This window comes from Pseudarthrobacter sp. MEB009, from assembly GCF_030208875.1.
In the GTDB taxonomy this organism is placed as follows: domain Bacteria; phylum Actinomycetota; class Actinomycetes; order Actinomycetales; family Micrococcaceae; genus Arthrobacter.
This window is the reverse complement of record NZ_JARVTC010000014.1, coordinates 211,809-228,093: the sequence shown is the minus strand read 5'-3', so window position 1 is coordinate 228,093 and position 16,285 is coordinate 211,809. Positions and strand designations below refer to the sequence as shown.

Annotated in this window: 14 protein-coding genes and 1 tRNA gene; 9 read left to right on the top strand and 6 right to left on the bottom strand. The window is 66.6% G+C overall.

Annotation, left to right across the window (positions count from 1 at the left end; genetic code table 11):
- The first annotated feature begins 85 nt into the window (after positions 1 to 85).
- Complete coding sequence (locus tag QRN07_RS15370; RefSeq protein ID WP_050686550.1) at positions 86 to 598, top strand: SRPBCC family protein; 513 nt, start codon at positions 86 to 88, stop codon at positions 596 to 598.
- 10 nt (positions 599 to 608) lie between these two features.
- On the opposite strand, the gene QRN07_RS15365 is transcribed toward QRN07_RS15370, so the two are convergent.
- Together QRN07_RS15365 and QRN07_RS15360 are read right to left on the bottom strand one after the other, a co-directional pair.
- The gene (locus tag QRN07_RS15365; RefSeq protein ID WP_050686551.1) at positions 609 to 1,649 is read right to left on the bottom strand and encodes a LacI family DNA-binding transcriptional regulator; all 1,041 of its coding nucleotides are present in this window, start codon (positions 1,647 to 1,649) and stop codon (positions 609 to 611) included.
- A 1-nt stretch (position 1,650) separates the two neighbouring features.
- A complete protein-coding gene (locus QRN07_RS15360; RefSeq protein WP_285241462.1) occupies positions 1,651 to 3,384 on the bottom strand; it encodes a glycoside hydrolase family 13 protein in 1,734 nt (577 codons plus the stop codon).
- A 184-nt stretch (positions 3,385 to 3,568) separates the two neighbouring features.
- On the opposite strand from QRN07_RS15360, the gene QRN07_RS15355 reads away from it, so the two are divergent.
- Positions 3,569 to 4,939 carry an FAD-binding oxidoreductase gene (locus QRN07_RS15355; protein ID WP_050686553.1) on the top strand — a complete coding sequence of 457 codons (1,371 nt, stop codon included), beginning with the start codon at positions 3,569 to 3,571 and terminating at the stop codon, positions 4,937 to 4,939.
- Between the two features lie 119 nt (positions 4,940 to 5,058).
- On the opposite strand, the gene QRN07_RS15350 is transcribed toward QRN07_RS15355, so the two are convergent.
- The 4 genes from QRN07_RS15350 to QRN07_RS15335 all read right to left on the bottom strand — a co-directional run bounded on the left by QRN07_RS15350 (position 5,059) and on the right by QRN07_RS15335 (position 10,202).
- Complete coding sequence (locus QRN07_RS15350; protein ID WP_050686554.1) at positions 5,059 to 6,468, bottom strand: DUF4032 domain-containing protein; 1,410 nt, start codon at positions 6,466 to 6,468, stop codon at positions 5,059 to 5,061.
- 101 nt (positions 6,469 to 6,569) lie between these two features.
- Positions 6,570 to 7,652, bottom strand: a complete 1,083-nt coding sequence (locus QRN07_RS15345) for an ABC transporter ATP-binding protein (protein ID WP_050686555.1) — start codon at positions 7,650 to 7,652, stop codon at positions 6,570 to 6,572.
- Between the two features lie 221 nt (positions 7,653 to 7,873).
- Positions 7,874 to 8,710 (bottom strand): trehalose-phosphatase, encoded by an 837-nt coding sequence (gene otsB, locus QRN07_RS15340; protein WP_056596012.1) that lies wholly within the window; start codon positions 8,708 to 8,710, stop codon positions 7,874 to 7,876.
- Positions 8,700 to 10,202 (bottom strand): alpha,alpha-trehalose-phosphate synthase (UDP-forming), encoded by a 1,503-nt coding sequence (locus QRN07_RS15335; RefSeq protein ID WP_050686557.1) that lies wholly within the window; start codon positions 10,200 to 10,202, stop codon positions 8,700 to 8,702. Before QRN07_RS15335 ends, otsB begins: the two co-directional genes overlap by 11 nt.
- A 179-nt stretch (positions 10,203 to 10,381) precedes the next feature.
- Here QRN07_RS15335 and QRN07_RS15330 point away from each other — a divergent pair, with 179 nt between their 5' ends.
- The 7 genes from QRN07_RS15330 (at position 10,382) to QRN07_RS15300 (ending at position 16,072) form a co-directional block, all read left to right on the top strand.
- Positions 10,382 to 11,257 (top strand): DsbA family protein, encoded by an 876-nt coding sequence (locus QRN07_RS15330; protein WP_050686558.1) that lies wholly within the window; start codon positions 10,382 to 10,384, stop codon positions 11,255 to 11,257.
- 148 nt (positions 11,258 to 11,405) lie between these two features.
- A tRNA-Thr gene (locus QRN07_RS15325) sits at positions 11,406 to 11,482 on the top strand.
- A gap of 143 nt (positions 11,483 to 11,625) precedes the next feature.
- Entirely contained in the window at positions 11,626 to 12,948 is a 1,323-nt protein-coding gene (locus tag QRN07_RS15320; protein ID WP_285241461.1) for an LssY C-terminal domain-containing protein, read from the top strand.
- A 110-nt stretch (positions 12,949 to 13,058) separates the two neighbouring features.
- Positions 13,059 to 13,481 (top strand): ChaB family protein, encoded by a 423-nt coding sequence (locus QRN07_RS15315; RefSeq protein ID WP_285241460.1) that lies wholly within the window; start codon positions 13,059 to 13,061, stop codon positions 13,479 to 13,481.
- 137 nt (positions 13,482 to 13,618) lie between these two features.
- Positions 13,619 to 14,914, top strand: a complete 1,296-nt coding sequence (locus QRN07_RS15310; RefSeq protein ID WP_056596319.1) for an MFS transporter — start codon at positions 13,619 to 13,621, stop codon at positions 14,912 to 14,914.
- A gap of 101 nt (positions 14,915 to 15,015) precedes the next feature.
- The gene (locus QRN07_RS15305; RefSeq protein ID WP_056596022.1) at positions 15,016 to 15,222 is read left to right on the top strand and encodes a hypothetical protein; all 207 of its coding nucleotides are present in this window, start codon (positions 15,016 to 15,018) and stop codon (positions 15,220 to 15,222) included.
- 301 nt (positions 15,223 to 15,523) lie between these two features.
- Positions 15,524 to 16,072, top strand: coding sequence for an AMIN-like domain-containing (lipo)protein (locus tag QRN07_RS15300; protein ID WP_056596024.1), 549 nt, complete (start codon positions 15,524 to 15,526; stop codon positions 16,070 to 16,072).
- The last annotated feature ends 213 nt before the right edge of the window (positions 16,073 to 16,285 follow it).

The following is a 16,285-nucleotide window of genomic DNA, read 5'->3' as shown; positions in this document are numbered from 1 at the left end:
ACACCCCGAATAACAACCACAACCGATAGCGTAACGGTGAGGGACAGACGGGACGGACAAGGCAGGTCCGGTAGAATCGGGGCTCATGAACAGCCTCTTCAGCCACGGCCAGGACCAGCATGGAAGCCCTGTACAGCCCGGCAGTCCGGCGCAGCCCGGTCCTCCTGAGCTCGTCCCGGTCATCGAAACCGTTGTGGTGCCCGGAACCGTAGCCCACGCCTTCGCTGGCTTCACGGACCACACACACCTCTGGTGGCCCCTTGAAGAGCACGGGGCTTACGGGGCAGGGTCCTACGTGGAGTTCGAGGAGAACCTCATCCTGGAGACCGCCGACGATGGCAGGACCAGTATCTGGGGAACCCTTGACGACTGGCAGCCGCCGCTGTCCTTCCACGCCACCTGGCACCCCGGCTCAACGGCGCTGTGGTCCACTGAGCTCCGCGTGGTCTTCAGGGCCGTCGAGGGCGGCGCAGAGGTCAAGGTGCTCCATGAGGGCTGGGAGGGCGCCGAGGATCCCGCTGCCACCCGGGCAGGGTACGTTGCGGCGTGGCCGCTGATCCTGGCCCGCTACTCCCGCTTTATGGGGTCTGCCGGCTAGGACACCACAGCTAGGGTTTCGTTGGCGGGATGGCCGTGCTGGTGCGGATGACAAAGTCCGTGGGGTATTCGTAGTCGGGCGCAGGGATGGGTGCTGCATCGGCGTCGGAGTTCCAGGCCGTATCCAGCAGCTCAAGCGCCGTTGTAGCGGCGAGCTTGCCCTGGCCGCGGGGATTCTGGTCGATGGTGGTCAACCCGAAGGCCTCGCCAAGTTCATGCCCGTCCAGGCCTACCACGGAGATGTCCCGGGGGACCTGGAGGCCGAAGTCCCTGGCCGCGAGGATGGTGCCCACCGCCATCTCATCCGACGCCGCGAAAACCGCTGTTGGCCGTTCGGAAGCCGTCCCCAGAAGCCGCTTGGCGGCCGTATATGCCCCCTGGATGGTGAAGTCCGCCGCGACCTGCCAGTCCGGATGGACCGGCAGGCCCGCGGCCGCCATCGCAGCCTGGTATCCGCTGAGGCGGATGCCCGGAAGCTTGAAGTCCCGGTTCAATTCAGTGTCCCCGGTCATATGCGCAATCCGCGTGTGCCCCAGCCGGATGAGGTGTTCGGTGACGAGCCGCGCAAGGCGGGCATCGTCGATCCTGATGGAGGCCGCACCGGGCAGGGCGCCGCCGATCGCCACGAGGGGCCTGCGGACGGCCAGGAGCTGCATGATCTCCGCCTCGCTGAGCACCAGGGCAACGGCGATCACGGCATCCAGGCGCTTCCGCAGCAGGAAGTCGCTCAGGACGCTGTTCCTGCGCTCCGTCTGTTCGCCCACGTTATAGAGGGTGAGGTCGTAGCCGGCATCCAGCAGGGTCTCGGAGACGCCCTCCAGCACGGAGGCGAAATACCAGCGCTGCACATAGGGCACCACCAGGCCGATGTTGTAGTTCCGCCCGGACGCCAGGCTGGCGGCGTGGTACGACGGGACGAAGCCCAGCTCCTGCGCTGCCCTGCGGGCCCGCTCCCGGCTCTTGGCCGAAACATTGGCCTTGCCGCTGAGCGCCCGCGAAACCGTGGCCACCGACAGGCCGGCCCGGTCCGCAACCTCTTTGATCCCCGGCATGCTAGTCCGTTGCGCCGCCCTGCCCCAGCGCAATCCAGGCCGTTTCGCCGGAAGCGAGCCAGCCGTCGGTTCCGTCGGCGGCGCTGCGGACCAGGACCTGGCCTGCAGGCAGCTCCAGCGGTTCGTGGTTAAGGTTCATCAGCACCAGCGTAGTCCCGTTGACGTAGCCCAGCGCGGATCCGCTGCACCAGTCTTCTGCCCAGAGCAGCGAGCCGCGGCCCAGGTCCAGGTTGCGGCGGAGTGCCAGGGTTTCCTTGTAGACGGAAAGGTGCGACGCCGGTGATCCGGTCTGCAGATCACGCGCCAGGGCGGCAAACGAGTCGGGGAAGGGGAGCCACGGGTCAGCCCCTGGTCCAAAGCCGAGGTGGGGTTCTGCCGCACGCCATGGCAGTGGGATCCGGCAGCCGTCCCGGCCCAGGCGTTCGCCGCCGGTCCGGGCAAAAGTGGGATCCTGGCGGAGCTGCTCGGGAATGTCGATACCGTCAGGCAGTCCCAGTTCTTCACCCTGATAGAGGTACGCGGCGCCCGGCAGGCCCAGCATAAACACTGACGCAGCCGCAGCACGGCGCCTGCCCAGGGCAACGTCCGGCTGCGGGTCTGCGGGGCCGATGCCGTCCCCGCCGCGCGGTCCCTGCCCGTTGTAGCCGAACCGGCTCGCGTGGCGGACCACGTCATGGTTGGACAGGACCCAGGTGCTGGGCGCGCCAACAGCGTCCAGCGCCACCAGCGAATCGGTGATGACACCGCGGAGGCGGTGGATGTCCAGGCCTGCATGCAGGTAGGGGAAGTTGAATGCCTGCTGCATTTCATCCGGCCGCACCCAGTCGGCCAACCTGGGCAGCGGGTCCACGTTGGCTTCGGCACAAAGGATGCGGTCGTGGCCGTATTCGTTGAGGATTGCCCGCCAGCGGCGGTAGATGTCATGCAGGGCGGGCTGCCCGAACATGGGCGCTGCAGAACCCGGGAAGCCTTCGCTGCTGCTGCCGTCCGCGCGGCCGCCCCAGGCGGGCAAACCTGCCGCCTTGACCAGCGCGTGGGCCACGTCCACCCTGAACCCGGACACGCCGCGGTCCAGCCAGAAGCGGAGGACCCGCTCGAACTCGGCATGGACGGCGGGGTTGTCCCAGTTGAAATCCGGCTGGGAGGAATCGAAGAGGTGCAGGTACCACTGTTCCGGGCGGCCGTCGGTGCCAATGATGCGGGTCCAGGCCGGGCCGCCGAAGTGCGACTCCCAGTTGTTGGGCGGCTCGTTGCCGTCAGGGCCGCTGCCGTCACGGAAAATGAACATGTCCCGTTCGGGGCTGCCTGCGGACGCCTGCACGGCTGCCTGGAAGGCGACGTGCTGGTCCGAGCAGTGGTTGGGCACAAGGTCCACAATCACGCGGAGCCCCAGCCGGTGGGATTCGGCCATCATCACGTCGAAGTCGGTGAGGGTGCCGAAGATGGGGTCCACGTCGCAGTAGTCGCTGACGTCGTACCCGGCGTCGCGCTGGGGCGAGCGGTAGAACGGGGACAGCCAGACGGCGTCCACCCCCAGGTCCGCGAGCTGCGGCAGCTCCTCGGTGATGCCTGCGAGGTCGCCTACGCCGTCACCATTGAGGTCGCGGAATGACCGTGGGTACACCTGGTAGATCACGGCGGAGCGCCACCATCCGGGGATGGTATCGGCAGAGTGGATCAGCGTGAGCGGGCCCGCCGCCAGGGTGGTGTCCGGTGTCACAGTTTCGACAGTCATGAGAGTTACCTTAGAGCAGAATCCGGATTAAATGAAAGCGCTTCCAGTCTGGTTTGCAGGGCCTATTGATAGTTGAAGCCATCCGCGCAGGTCAGGAGCTGGAAGCGCTTGCATCCGAGCCTGCGTCCACCACCGGCGCTCAACCTAGACTGGGTGGAGACGTGCGACGGCGGATGGAGGCTTTGTGGAAAGCGTGGTTGAGGAATTGGTGGCTGCCGTCGGGGCAGCTCAGGTGGACACCGCCGAAGGGACCCTGCGGCGGTACGCGGTGGACCAGGCGCCCATCATCGACTTCCACCTTCCCGTGGCCGTGGTGTTCCCGGCGTCGGTACCTGAGGTCCAGGCGGTGGTGCGTGCCTGCGCCGCCGCGAATGTGGCGCTGGTGCCCCGCGGAGCGGGGACGGGTGTGTCTGGCGGTGCCCATGCCACGCGCGGCTGCGTGGTCCTCTCCCTGGAACGGCTGGACCGGATCCTGGACCTGAGCCCCGACGATGAAACGGCAACAGTGGAACCGGGGGTCATCAACGCCGTGCTTAATGAGGCCGCGGCCACCCACGGGCTGATGTACGCGCCGGACCCTGCAAGCTACCGCAGTTCCACCATCGGCGGGAACGTGGCTACCAACGCCGGCGGTCTCCGCTGTGCCAAGTACGGCGTCACCCGGGACTCGGTGCTGGCCCTGGACGTTGTCCTGGCCGACGGCTCGCTGATCCACACCGGCCACCAGACGTTCAAGGGCGTGGCGGGCTATGACCTGACCGGGCTTTTTGTTGGCTCCGAGGGAACGCTCGGGATTGTGGTGGGCATCACCGTCCGGCTGAAGTACCTGCCGCAGGAGGTGCACACCGTGGCCGCCTTCTACCCCGACTTCAAGCGCGCCGCAGCGGGTGTCCTCGCCGTGGGCCGGGCCCGGGTCCAGCCGGCCATCATGGAACTGCTCGACGGCGGGACGCTGGCGCAGCTGGACGAAATCCACGGCTCGGACCTCAGCGCACGCGGCAGCTCCCTCCTCCTCGTCCAGACGGACGGCTTCGGCGCTGCAGCTGAAGCAGCCAGGATCCGGCAGGTTCTGCAGGACAGCGGCGCGGTGGTGACCACTGAGGAGAGCGCCGAAGCGCAGCGTCTGGTGGAACTGCGACGGCACAGCCGGGGCGCCGAGGTGGACGACCAGTACCGGGTGGGCGAGGATGTCGCCGTCCCGCGCTCACGGCTGGTGGACTATGTGGCGGCCCTGGAAGCCATGGCCGGGGAGCACAGGGTGCACCTGAAGGTTGTTGCGCACGCCGGCGACGGCAACCTGCACCCCACGTTCTGGGTGGACCGGGAGGAGACGGGTGTTGATGCCGGAGCCCTGGCCCGCCTGGAACGGGTGCTGGACGAATCGGTGACGGCCGCGCTGGCCATGGGCGGCACCATCACGGGTGAGCATGGCGTGGGCCAGTACAAGCTGCGCTGGCTGGGCCAGGAGCAGGCTGAACCCGTGCGGGAGCTCCAGCACAGGATCAAGGCGCTGTTCGACCCCGCCGGGATACTGAACCCCGGCAAGGCAATCTAGCCTTCGGTCATCCCAACTGGGTCGCAGTTGTTGTCGTTTTGAGGGCCCAAAACGACAACAACTGCGACCCAGTTGGGGGCTGACCCCCGGCCCTGCGGGAGGGCTCAGTGCGGGAAGGCTCAGTCGTCGGCGTCGGGGTATTCGCTGTCCGCTCCGTAGCGGGACTCCTCGGTCTCCACTTCGAGGATCTTGAGCATCCCGGTGTCCGGGTTGAGCATGATCGCTGCCTCGTCGCGGCGGTGCCGCAGGATGGAGTCGATGTAGGACTGCACGGCTTCGGCCAGCGGGATGTGGCGTTCCTGCTTCTCCGACATGTACCAGCGGTGTTCCAGGACCTCGTGCACGGCTTCCGCCGGTTCCAGTTTGCCGGACAGGTCCCGGGGTATGGACCGGACAATGGGTTCGAAGATCTGGCTGACCCAGAGGTGGGCGCTGTATTCCTCGTCCATGTCCGGGTTGTTGTCGGCCCGGAACGAGTCCATGTCGTTCAGCAGCCGTCGTGCCTGGTTTTCCTGGGCATCCAGCCCGGTGAGGCGCAGCAGCCGCCGCATGTGGTGGCCGGCGTCCACCACCTTGGGCTGCAGCTGGATGGTGGTCCCGTTCTGGGTGGTCTTGATGGCATATTCTTCAACGTCGAATCCCAGTTCGTTGAGCCGCCGGATCCGGGCACCCACCCGCCAGCGCTCGCCAAGTTCAAAGGATTCCTTTTCCGTCAGCTCAGTCCAGAGCCGCCGGTAGCTGTCCATGATGAGTTCGCTGGTGGCCACGGGGTCCACTTTTTCCTCGATCAGGCCGCCGTCGAGCAGGTCCATCAGTTCACCGGCGATGTTCACCCGGGCGATTTCGAGGTCGTACTCACGCTGGCCGGTGGACAGGTCCGGGTAGAGCTCGCCGGTTTCGGCGTCGACCAGGTAGGCCGCGAAAGCGCCGGCGTCGCGGCGGAACAGCGTGTTGGACAGGGATACGTCGCCCCAGTAGAAGCCGATCAGGTGCAGCCGGACCATCAGGAGCGCCTGGGCGTCGATCAGCCGCGTCAGGGTGTCCTTGCGCAGCATCTGCGAGAACAATGCGCGGTACGGCATGGAGAACTTCAGGTGCCGGGTCACCAGCACCGGGTTGAGGGGGCGGCCGTCCATGGTGGTCCGGCCGGTGATGACGGCGACGGGTTCCACGCAGGGGACATCCAGCCGCGCCAGTTTGCGGAGCATGTGGTATTCGTGCCGGGCCACGTGCTCGGACGTTTCCTTGATGGCAATCACGGAACCGCCCAGATGGGCGAAGCGCACAATGTGCCGGGAGATGCCGCGGGGCAGCGCCGCGAGGTTTTCCGCCGGCCAGTCCTCCAGGGCGATGTGCCACGGAAGGTCCAGCAACTCGGGGTCCGCGGCGGCGGCCGTGATGTTCAGGGAACTGGAGACCGAGGCCGCTTTGTCATCGTCCGCGCTGGCCGCCACAAACCGCGGCAGTTTTCCGATCTGCGCGTAGTCGGTGGGTTCATCGTGCCACTGGGCGCTGTTTTCCTCGGTCATGGCTCAATTCTTCCGTACTTTGCGGTGTTGGGCTAAACATCGGGTTAAACGGCCGACGGCGGCCCCTCCAGTGAAGGGGCCGCCGCCGGTTACAGAACGAATCAGTCGCCGAGGCGCAGACCGGTCTTGGTGTCGAACAGGTGCACGTGGCCCGACTGCGGACGGACGTAGAGGGTCTCGCCCTTCAGCGGAGGACGGCGACCGTCGACGCGTGCCACGATGTCGTGGTCCTTGCCGTCGAGCGTGGTGTGGCCGTAGACGTAGGCGTCGGCGCCGAGTTCTTCAACGACGTCGACCTCGACCTTGAGGCCCTCACCCTGCGGTGCGGTCTCGAGGTCTTCCGGACGGGAACCAACGGTGACCGTGCTGCCGTGGGCTTCTTCGAGGATGTTGCGCGGCACGGGGTAAACCGTTCCACCGAACTGGACGCCGCCGTCGACGACGGGCAGTTCGAGCAGGTTCATGGCGGGGGAGCCGATGAAGCCGGCGACAAACACGTTCTTCGGGCGGTCGTACAGGTTGCGCGGGGTGTCGACCTGCATCAGCAGGCCGTCCTTCAGCACAGCCACGCGGTCACCCATGGTCATTGCCTCGACCTGGTCGTGGGTCACGTAGACCGTGGTGACGCCCAGGCGGCGGGTCAGGGACGCGATCTGCGTACGGGTCTGGACACGGAGCTTGGCGTCCAGGTTGGAGAGCGGCTCATCCATGAGGAAGACCTGCGGGTTACGCACAATGGCGCGGCCCATGGCAACACGCTGGCGCTGGCCACCGGAAAGTGCCTTCGGCTTGCGGTCCAGGTACGGCTCAAGGTCAAGAAGCTTTGCTGCTTCACGGACACGCTCGGCGCGCTCTTCCTTGGAAACGCCGGCGATCTTCAGGGCGAAGCCCATGTTGTCGGCAACCGTCATGTGCGGGTACAGCGCGTAGTTCTGGAAAACCATCGCGATGTCGCGGTCCTTCGGCGGAACGTCGGTGACGTCGCGGTCGCCAATGAGGATACGGCCTGCGTTGACATCCTCAAGGCCTGCGAGCATGCGCAGGGAGGTGGACTTACCGCAACCGGAGGGTCCAACGAGGACGAGGAATTCGCCATCGGCGATGTCGATGTTGAGCTTATCGACGGCGGGCTTTTCTGTGCCCGGGTACAGACGCGTAGCGTTATCAAAAGTAACTGTAGCCACAGTTATCAATCCCTTCACCGGCAGGTACGTGCCGGACGATCCGTTGTGAATGGTTCATGTTTGTTCAGTTTTGTTTTGCACCACTGCGTTCCGGCTAGCGCCAGGAGGCAGTGGGTAATGCCGCACGGTGTTTGTGCGCCACATCACAAGCAAGAGTATGCCAGACGCTGCCCGTTTTGTTGTCTTTGTTACGAACGTCACACGTGAAGTTCGGCACGGCGTCAGCTGCCGGTGTGTCCGGGATCCTCTTCGGCAACGGCCAGGCTGCGTTCCTGCAGGAGTGTTTCGAGGAGTTCCGCCACATGGATGGGGGCCTCCACACGGAACTGTGCCCCGGTGAAGTCGAAACCCACCTTGATGCCAACGTCCCCGGGTTCGAGCCGGGCCAGCGCATCCTCGTCGGTGGTGTCATCCCCGGCAAACAGCACCGCAGTGGCTCCGGTGATCTGGCGCAGGAAGGTTACCCCCTCACCCTTGGAGGCGTTGACGACTGACGTTTCCAGGACGCGTTTCCCATCCTTGAGGAACACCCCCTTGCGGTCCTGCAGCAGGGACCGGGCAGCGGCCACAGCATCCTCGGCGACGTCATCGGCCGCGAGCCGGGTGTGGAGCACCACGCCCGCCGGTTTGTCCTCGAGCATGGTGCCCGGTGCCACGGCGACGATTTCGGCGAGCGCGCTGCGGACCTCGGCCAGCAGTTCCGCCTGCGCCGCGTCCAGCGTGAGGCCGGCGGAACCGGGGCCCAGCCAGGCCTCGGCGCCGTGGCTGCCGATCAGCAGGGAGTCCACAGGTGGCGAGGCGACCACCCTCAGGCTGGCGAGTGCGCGCCCGGAGATGAGTGCCGTCGTCGTGCGCGGCAGGACGGCGAGTCCTGCGAACGCCGCAGCCGACCGTGGCAGCGGCCGGGCGTCGTCCGCGTGGCCCACTATCGGCGCCATGGTGCCGTCGAAGTCCAGGGCCACCAGCAGGTGTTCCGTGCGGGCAATTTCGCGGAGGGCTGCACGGAGTTCAGGGGACAGGGCCAGGGGGCCCTGGCCGGGGCGGGCCTCAGGTGTCATCGCGGATGACCTTCTCGTTCAGGGCCTGCAGGAAATCCGCTGACCAGTGGTCGACGTCGTGCTCCAAAATCTGCTTGCGCATGGACTTCATCCGGCGGGAGGCTTCCCGGGCCGGCATGTCCACGGCGGTCATGATGGCGCTCTTGAGGCCGTCAATATCGTGCGGGTTCATCAGCAGCGCCTGCTTGAGCTGGTCCGCCGCCCCGGCGAACTCGCTGAGGACCAGCGCGCCGTCGTTATTGTTCCGGGCCGTGACGTATTCCTTGGCCACCAGGTTCATCCCGTCCCGCAGCGCGGTGACCAGCATAACGTCCGCGGCCAGGTACAGGGCCACCATTTCCTCCACCGGGTAGCTGTGGTGCAGGTAGCGGACGGCGGTGTTTTCCAGGGTGTCGTAGGTGCCGTTGATGTGGCCCACGGTACCCTCCACCTCTTCGCGGAGCAGGCGGTACTGCTCCACGCGCTCCCGGCTCGGCGAGGCAACCTGGATCAGGGTGGCGTCGGCGACGGAAAGCTTGCCGTCCGCCAGGAGCTCCTCAAAGGCCTTGAGCCGGTGCCTGATCCCCTTGGTGTAGTCCAGCCGGTCAACACCCAGCAGGATGGTTTTGGGGTTGCCCAGGTCCTGCCGGATCTGGCGCGCCCGTTCAATGATGTCCGGCCGGCCGGCCAGTTCGCTGATCTGCTGGACGTCGATGGAAATGGGGAACGCCTGGGCGCGGGCGATGTGCGTGATTTCGCCGTCGCCGTCCTTGACGTGGACCTGCTGCTGCTTGACGCTGGCGCCAAGGAAGCGGCGGGCCGAGCGCATGAAGTTTCCGGCGTCGCTGGCGCGCTGGAAGCCCACCAGGTCCGCGCCGAGCAGCCCGTCGATGATGGCCTGCCGCCAAGGGAGCTGGGCGAAGATCTCCGGGGGCGGGAAGGGGATGTGGTTAAAGAATCCGATCCGCAGGTCCGGGCGGACCTTCCGCAGCATCCGTGGCACCAGCTGCAGCTGGTAGTCCTGGACCCAAACGGTGGCGTTTGTGTCAGCATGGCGGACGACGGCGTCGGCGAACCTTTGGTTGACCTTGCGGTAGGCGTCCCACCAGGTCCGGTGGAACTCCGGGGGTGCGATGACGTCGTGGTAGAGCGGCCAGAGGGTCGCGTTGGAGAAGCCCTCATAGTAGAGCTCCACCTCGTCGTCGCTGAGCTGGACGGGGACAAGGTCCATGCCGCCGTGGCTGAACGGTTCCAGCGTTTCGTCGGGGGCACCGTGCCAGCCCACCCAGGCGCCGTCTGTTTTACCCATCATGGGTGCCAGGGCCGTCACCAGTCCACCGGGGGAGCGACGCCACCCCGAGCCGTCGTCGCCGTTGTCGCCCGGAGCGCAACGGTCCACCGGCAGCCTGTTGGACACCACCATAAAGTCGTATTTCGTGGCGTCGCCGTGCGCGGAACCGGTGGTTCCTGGCCGGGATTTGGCGGCGGATTTGTCCTGGACGGGTGATTGCATTGCGGCCCCCTGGGGTTGCTTGTGCTCTCAGGCAACCCTAACGGGGCGGGGTCATCCGTGCTATTCATCCGTTGGGCAACCCGGCGGAATGGTTGAAAGCGCAAGCTCCCAGCTTTCTCCCCTAAAATGGTGGAGTTGCCACTGAGTGGTCCCCCCACGTCGATCGACCCAAGGAACACATGAGCCCCGCAAATGAAGTACGGAAGTCCAAGGCTGAGCGCACCGCGGAGGCGCGCGAGAAGGCCCGGATGATCCGCGAAGCCCAGCTGAAGAAGGAGCGGCGGAACAAGCTGCTGATCGGCTGGGGCATCGTCGCGGCCGTGGTGGCCATCCTGGTCATCGTGGGGCTGGTGGTCACCACCTCGCTCAAGCAGAACACGCCGATCGCGGACCAGGGACCGGTCCCCACCAGCGCCAACACCAACGGCGGCGTGACCCTGCTGGCGAACACCGAGGTCAAGGCCGCCGACGGCGGCTCCGTGGACATGGCCAACCTGCCGGCCAAGCCCGAGACCCTGCCCAGCCCGCTGGTCGCCCCCGGCGCCGAAGCCGAGACCGGCCAGCCCGTCAAGGTTGTTGCGTACGTTGACTTCATCTGCCCCGTCTGCAAGCGGTTCGAGGACACCTACAACGAGGCCCTCACCGGGCTCCGCAACGAAGGCAAAATCTCCCTCGAATACCGCCCGCTGGGCTTCCTGGACCGCCAGTCCAGCACCAACTACTCCTCACGTGCCGCCAACGCCGCCGCTTGCGTCGCGGACAAGGCTCCGGACAAGTACGGCGAATACGTGGACACCCTTTTCACTAACCAGCCCGCTGAAGGTGGCGCCGGCCTTTCCGATGACAAGCTGAAGTCCCTGGCCAGCGACATCGGCGCGGACATCGGCAGCTGCGTGGACGACAAAACGTTCCGCCCGTACGTCAAGTACGCCACCGGCCTGGCCGCCAACACCGGCATCAGCGGCACGCCCACCATCTTTGTGGACGGCAAGCAGTGGGACGGTACCACCGACCTGAATGCCGACATCCAGGCTGCGATCGACGCCAAGGCCTGATCCGCCCGAAGTACCCAAGGCCCGCTCCCGGTTTTCTCCGGGGGCGGGTTTTTGCGCAGGGCCTGCCGGACGCAAGCGTTTTTACCACCGGTGGGACTTTGGGCTACCCTTATCCAGTGCCGTTCAGGCGTTGCCCCATTGGGGGTGTGCCTCCTTAGCTCAGTTGGCCAGAGCACCGCTCTTGTAAAGCGGGGGTCGTCGGTTCGAATCCGACAGGAGGCTCCAACGGAGCCCTCCGTTCCGGCGATTCTGCCGGAACGGAGGGCTTTTCCTTTTCCCGGAAGCAGCCGGTCCCGCTGGTGCCCGATCCTGTCCGGCAATGTGGGCTAGGGTCAGTGCAACAAACCTTCGTGAAGGGTCGCCACCGGATGTCCGTGCGCACCGGGCGAAGGGTGCCGCCGGTACCCGCAGCCTGGCAAAGTTTCGCTGACTGGGCCTTTTTTGTGCTCGGCGGCGTGTCAGCCGTCTGGCTTGCCGCCGTCCTGGTCCGGGAGAGCTTCCTCTTCGGCTGGTGGCAGTTGCTCTTCCTCGTGGGGTTCTGGGTGGCGCTTGCCTACCTGGTGCTGCCCCGGCTGCACAGCATCCTGACCCGGATCTACGTCCCCGACTACTTCATCGGCCGGGCCCGGACCAGCGACGGGTTGCTGGGCGACCCGGTCAACCTCGCCCTCCTCGGCTCCGAAGCCCAGCTCCACACCGCCATGCAGGGCGCCGCGTGGATCCGTGCCGACGACCTGTCGTTCCGGACCGGGTTCCGCATTGTGAAGTCCACCGTCCTGCGGCGCAGCTACCTGGCCGCGCCCGTCAGCCCGCTCCTTCTGTTTGGCCGCAGGCAGGACTTCGCGTACCAGCAGGAAGTGGACGGCAGCCCCGGCAAACGACACCATGTCCGGTTCTGGCGCGCCCCCGCGGGGTGGTTGCTGCCCGGCGGCATCAGCGCCGATTGGCTCGCCGCCGGCACCTATGACCGTAGCGTGGGCTTTTCGCTTTTTACGCTGCAGGTCACCCACAAGATCGCGCCGGACACCGATGTGGAACGGGACCATATCGTGGCTACTGTCCTTGCCGCGCAGGGGGACGCGACGGTGAGCGTCATCCGCGATTTTTCCACCGGATACCACGCGCGCAACGGCGGCGGCGATGCCATAGTTACCGACGGCGACCTGCCCATCCTTGACCTGCGCCAGCTGGCTGCCGGCACCGCGGAGCCTGACCAGGGCACGGACAGCCGCGACCGGCGCCCCGCGCCGGTGGTGGTGGGCGCGGTCATGACCGCCGTCAGCGCGCTCGCCTCGATCCTCACCGGCATCGTGCAGCTGCTGGACGCGCCCATCACCGCCGCCGACACCGACCCTGGACTGGGGCCGCTCGCCACCGTGGTGGTACAGGTCGCGGCGTCCGCCGTGATCGCCGTGGGGGTGGTGATGGCGCTGCTCGCCTGGCGGGTCTTCCTGGGCAGTGCCCGGGCCAGGTCCGCCGTGATGCTGCTCAGCGTGCTCTCCATCGCAGCCCTCGTCACCGCGTCTGAGTCCGGCAACCCGGATGACGTGCGGCAGAACCTGTGGAGCGTGGCGCTGACGGTGCTGGTGCTGCTGGCGCTTTCCAGCGACAGGGCAACCACCTACGTGAACCGCCGGCGCAAGGCGCCCAAACGGATCTCGGGGCTGCCCGGCGGAACGGCCCCGTTCTAGCTGCGCAGGCCTTGCCCGGGGCCAGCCCTGCGCCGCGCTTTCCCTTCCCGGGACGCACCTTCCGGCGGTACTCTGGGACCCGCCAGCACCACGACCGGACAGGAGTGCCAATGCCCAAGACCGGCAAGAACCACCACGCCCTGAAGAAGGAGCTGCCGTCCACCCTGCAGCGCTCCGGCCAGGAAGCCCAGGACACTTTCGCCAAAACCTACGACTCGGCCATGGAGTCCTACAACGACGAAGGCCGCGCCGCGCGGACGGCGTTCGCCGCCCTCAAGCACAGCCACGAAAAGGTGGCCGACCATTGGGAGCCCAAAGCGGAGAACGGCCCGTCGGACGAACGGGCGGAGCAGGGCGGTTTGTCGGATAAACCCACAGCCGGCGGTGTGGACGCCAACGCCTCCAAGGCCCACCTCTATAAGCTCGCGAAGGAACTCGACGTCGCCGGCCGCTCCACCATGGGCAAGGACCAACTGGTCCAGGCCCTACGGAAAGCCAACGACGCCGCCACGCGCAGGGCCAGCGGCGGCTAGCGGTTCCCAGCTGACCAGGGCGCCCCGCCAACTGGCCCTTGCCGTTCCGCCCGCCAGGGTGTCGAATCAGAAGACACATGTGGGCCGGCTTGGACGCCAGGAGGAACATTGTCCGCCATTTCCTGCACGGCACTGCAATGAACCCGGCCGCCCAAAAGATCCAGCGCATCTACCTCACGCTGACCCTGGGCAACACCCTTGCGGCCTCGTTCATCTGGGGCATCAACACCCTCTTCCTGCTGGATGCCGGCCTCAGCAACCTGGAGGCCTTCGCCGCCAATGCGTTCTTCACGGCCGGGATGGTCCTCTTCGAGGTGCCCACCGGCGTCATCGCCGACGGCTGGGGCCGGCGCACCTCATTCCTGCTCGGGACGTTGACGCTGGCCGTATCGACCTTCCTGTACTACCTGCTGTGGCAGTGGTCCGCGCCGTTCTGGTGGTGGGCCGCCGTGTCCGTCCTGCTTGGCCTCGGGTTCACGTTCTTTTCCGGGGCCGTTGAGGCCTGGCTGGTGGACGCGCTGCGCTTCTCCGGATACGACGGTGACCTGGAGGCAGTGCTGGGCCGCGGACAGATGGTCTCGGGCATCGCCATGCTGGCCGGATCCGTGGCCGGCGGCGTCCTGGCGCAGGCCACCAACCTGGGCGTCCCCTTCCTGGTCCGCGTGGCGGTGCTGCTGGCCCTGTTTGCCGTGGCCCTGCGGCTGATGCACGACGTCGGCTTCACACCCGAGCGCTCTCCGCACCCGATCCGGGCCACGCGGGCTGTGCTGAAGGCATCCGTGGACGGCGGGCTGAAGAATCCGCCGGTCCGCTACATGATGCTTGCCGCACCCTTCACCGAAGGTGTCGGCTTCTACGTTTTTTACGCGCTGCAGCCCTACCTGCTGCAGCTGTTCGGTGACCCCCGTGCCTACGCGGTGGCCGGGCTGGCCGCGGCCATCGTGGCTGGAGCGGATGTGGTGGGCGGGTGGATGGCCCCGCGGGTCCGGCGCCTGGTCCGGCGGCGCACCACCATCCTGATCGCCAGCAACGTCATCAGCTCCGTGATCCTGGTGGTGCTGATGGTCACCGCCAACTTCTGGGTGGCGCTGGCCCTCCTGGCGCTCTGGGCCGTGGTGGGGTCCGCAGGCACCCCCGTCCGGCAGGCCTACCTCAACGACATGATCGAATCCAGGCAGCGCGCCACAGTCCTCAGCTTCGATTCGCTGATGGGGTCCGTCGGGGGCGTGGCGGTACAGCCTGCCCTGGGCCGCACGGCCGACCTGTACGGTTACCCGGCGTCCCTCGCCGTGGGCGGTGCCGTCCAGCTGCTGGCCGCCCCCTTCATTTTCCTCAGCCGCCGGCAACGCGCTGCTGCTGATGTCCGGACCGAGCCGGCACCGGACACGGACGCAACGGCAGGGACCGACGCCGGAACGGCACCTGCGCCTTGACCGTTTCCGGCGGGTGCCGGGCAGGGGCAGCCGCGGCAGAGTTAATCGCCGGGAGACGGGGACGAAACGCGGCCACAACAATCGCTGCGTAGGTTGGGCGCATGACAGCTCACAACGCAGGCCGGCTCCTTGACTGGCTTCGGGACGTCTTTACCTACGAATCCCCGGACCGCGCCGCCGACGCCATGGCCGACGCGACCCGCTGGGGCTGGTTGCCGGCGCTCAGCGGTGTGGCCGCCGGTGCGCACCACGCGAGGGCAAGCCATCACGGCGGCCTGGAGCCCGAAAACAGTCGTGGATTGGCCTGACGACGTGGCATCGGAACGGCCCCAGGTGATACTTGCGCCACTGCTTTAACACCTGTCCCGTGCCGGCGGAACGTGTGGTTTTTGCTGCCGGCCGGCGTCGTTACCTGCCATAACGGCGCGGGTGCCGAAACGACATCAAACGGATGACGGCGGGGCAAATTTCCGGTCTTGATGCATGGTGGCGTGATGCTGGGGAAGCTTCGCTAACGGTTGCGCGCCGAAGCGGAAACAAGCCTGTTTTCCGGGTCTGGAGGCTCCTAGCCTTGAGCTATCCACCCGCTCCTCACCCAGGAAAACGACAATGAAAAAACTATCAATCTGGCTCACCGCGCTTCTCATCGCGGCAGGGCTGGGCATCATCATCCCGGGGCCAGCCTCGGCAGCTACATCGTATTGCGGCCTCACTTGGGGGTCATTGGCCAAGGCAGCTCCTGACACCGGCGCAGGGTCCGTCACCAACGTCCGCTCCGGCCGTCAGGCCTGCTACGACCGGCTGGTGATCGACCTCAATGGCCGGACGGACGGCTACAGGGTTGAGTACGTTAGTGTCATCACCAGCGACGGCAAGGGAGAGGTAATACCCGTCAGGGGCGGTGCCCGGCTGCGGATCGTTGCCCTGGCTCCTGCCTACAACGACTCCGGGTCCGCCACCTATCTGCCGGCCAACCCGAAGGAAGTAGTCAACGTGGCCGGTTACCAGACCTTCCGCCAGGTGGTCTGGGCCGGAAGCTACGAGGGCCAGACAACTCTGGGCCTGGGCGTTCGTGCCAGGCTTCCGTTCCGGGCCTTCACCCTGGTCGGTCCGGGCGGCGGGTCCCGCCTGGTGATCGACGTGGCACACTTCTGGTGAGCCTGTCCCGCCCGGCGTAAATTCCCCGGTATGACCACAGAAAAGGTGCCGCAGCCCCGAACCAGGGACCGCGGCACCTTTCGTTGCGTACTGCCGATGGATTGGAAACATGATGCGACGCGGTTTTGGTCCGGCGGTGGATCAACGGGAGCCAGCTGGAACAGGCAGGCGCGGGCTGGCAGGGCGTCCGGGTCCAGGTCGGGCTGGCTTGCG

What these genes read in the sequence shown, in the direction of transcription:
- QRN07_RS15315 (WP_285241460.1), top strand. Translation starts at nt 13,059, where the DNA reads ATGCCCAAGACCGGCAAGAACCACCACGCCCTGAAGAAGGAGCTGCCG.
- QRN07_RS15310 (WP_056596319.1), top strand. Translation starts at nt 13,619, where the DNA reads ATGAACCCGGCCGCCCAAAAGATCCAGCGCATCTACCTCACGCTGACC.
- QRN07_RS15370 (WP_050686550.1), top strand. Translation starts at nt 86, where the DNA reads ATGAACAGCCTCTTCAGCCACGGCCAGGACCAGCATGGAAGCCCTGTA.
- QRN07_RS15300 (WP_056596024.1), top strand. Translation starts at nt 15,524, where the DNA reads ATGAAAAAACTATCAATCTGGCTCACCGCGCTTCTCATCGCGGCAGGG.
- QRN07_RS15320 (WP_285241461.1), top strand. Translation starts at nt 11,626, where the DNA reads ATGTCCGTGCGCACCGGGCGAAGGGTGCCGCCGGTACCCGCAGCCTGG.
- QRN07_RS15360 (WP_285241462.1), bottom strand. Translation starts at nt 3,384, where the DNA reads ATGACTGTCGAAACTGTGACACCGGACACCACCCTGGCGGCGGGCCCG.
- QRN07_RS15305 (WP_056596022.1), top strand. Translation starts at nt 15,016, where the DNA reads ATGACAGCTCACAACGCAGGCCGGCTCCTTGACTGGCTTCGGGACGTC.
- QRN07_RS15335 (WP_050686557.1), bottom strand. Translation starts at nt 10,202, where the DNA reads ATGCAATCACCCGTCCAGGACAAATCCGCCGCCAAATCCCGGCCAGGA.
- QRN07_RS15330 (WP_050686558.1), top strand. Translation starts at nt 10,382, where the DNA reads ATGAGCCCCGCAAATGAAGTACGGAAGTCCAAGGCTGAGCGCACCGCG.
- QRN07_RS15350 (WP_050686554.1), bottom strand. Translation starts at nt 6,468, where the DNA reads ATGACCGAGGAAAACAGCGCCCAGTGGCACGATGAACCCACCGACTAC.
- QRN07_RS15365 (WP_050686551.1), bottom strand. Translation starts at nt 1,649, where the DNA reads ATGCCGGGGATCAAAGAGGTTGCGGACCGGGCCGGCCTGTCGGTGGCC.
- otsB (WP_056596012.1), bottom strand. Translation starts at nt 8,710, where the DNA reads ATGACACCTGAGGCCCGCCCCGGCCAGGGCCCCCTGGCCCTGTCCCCT.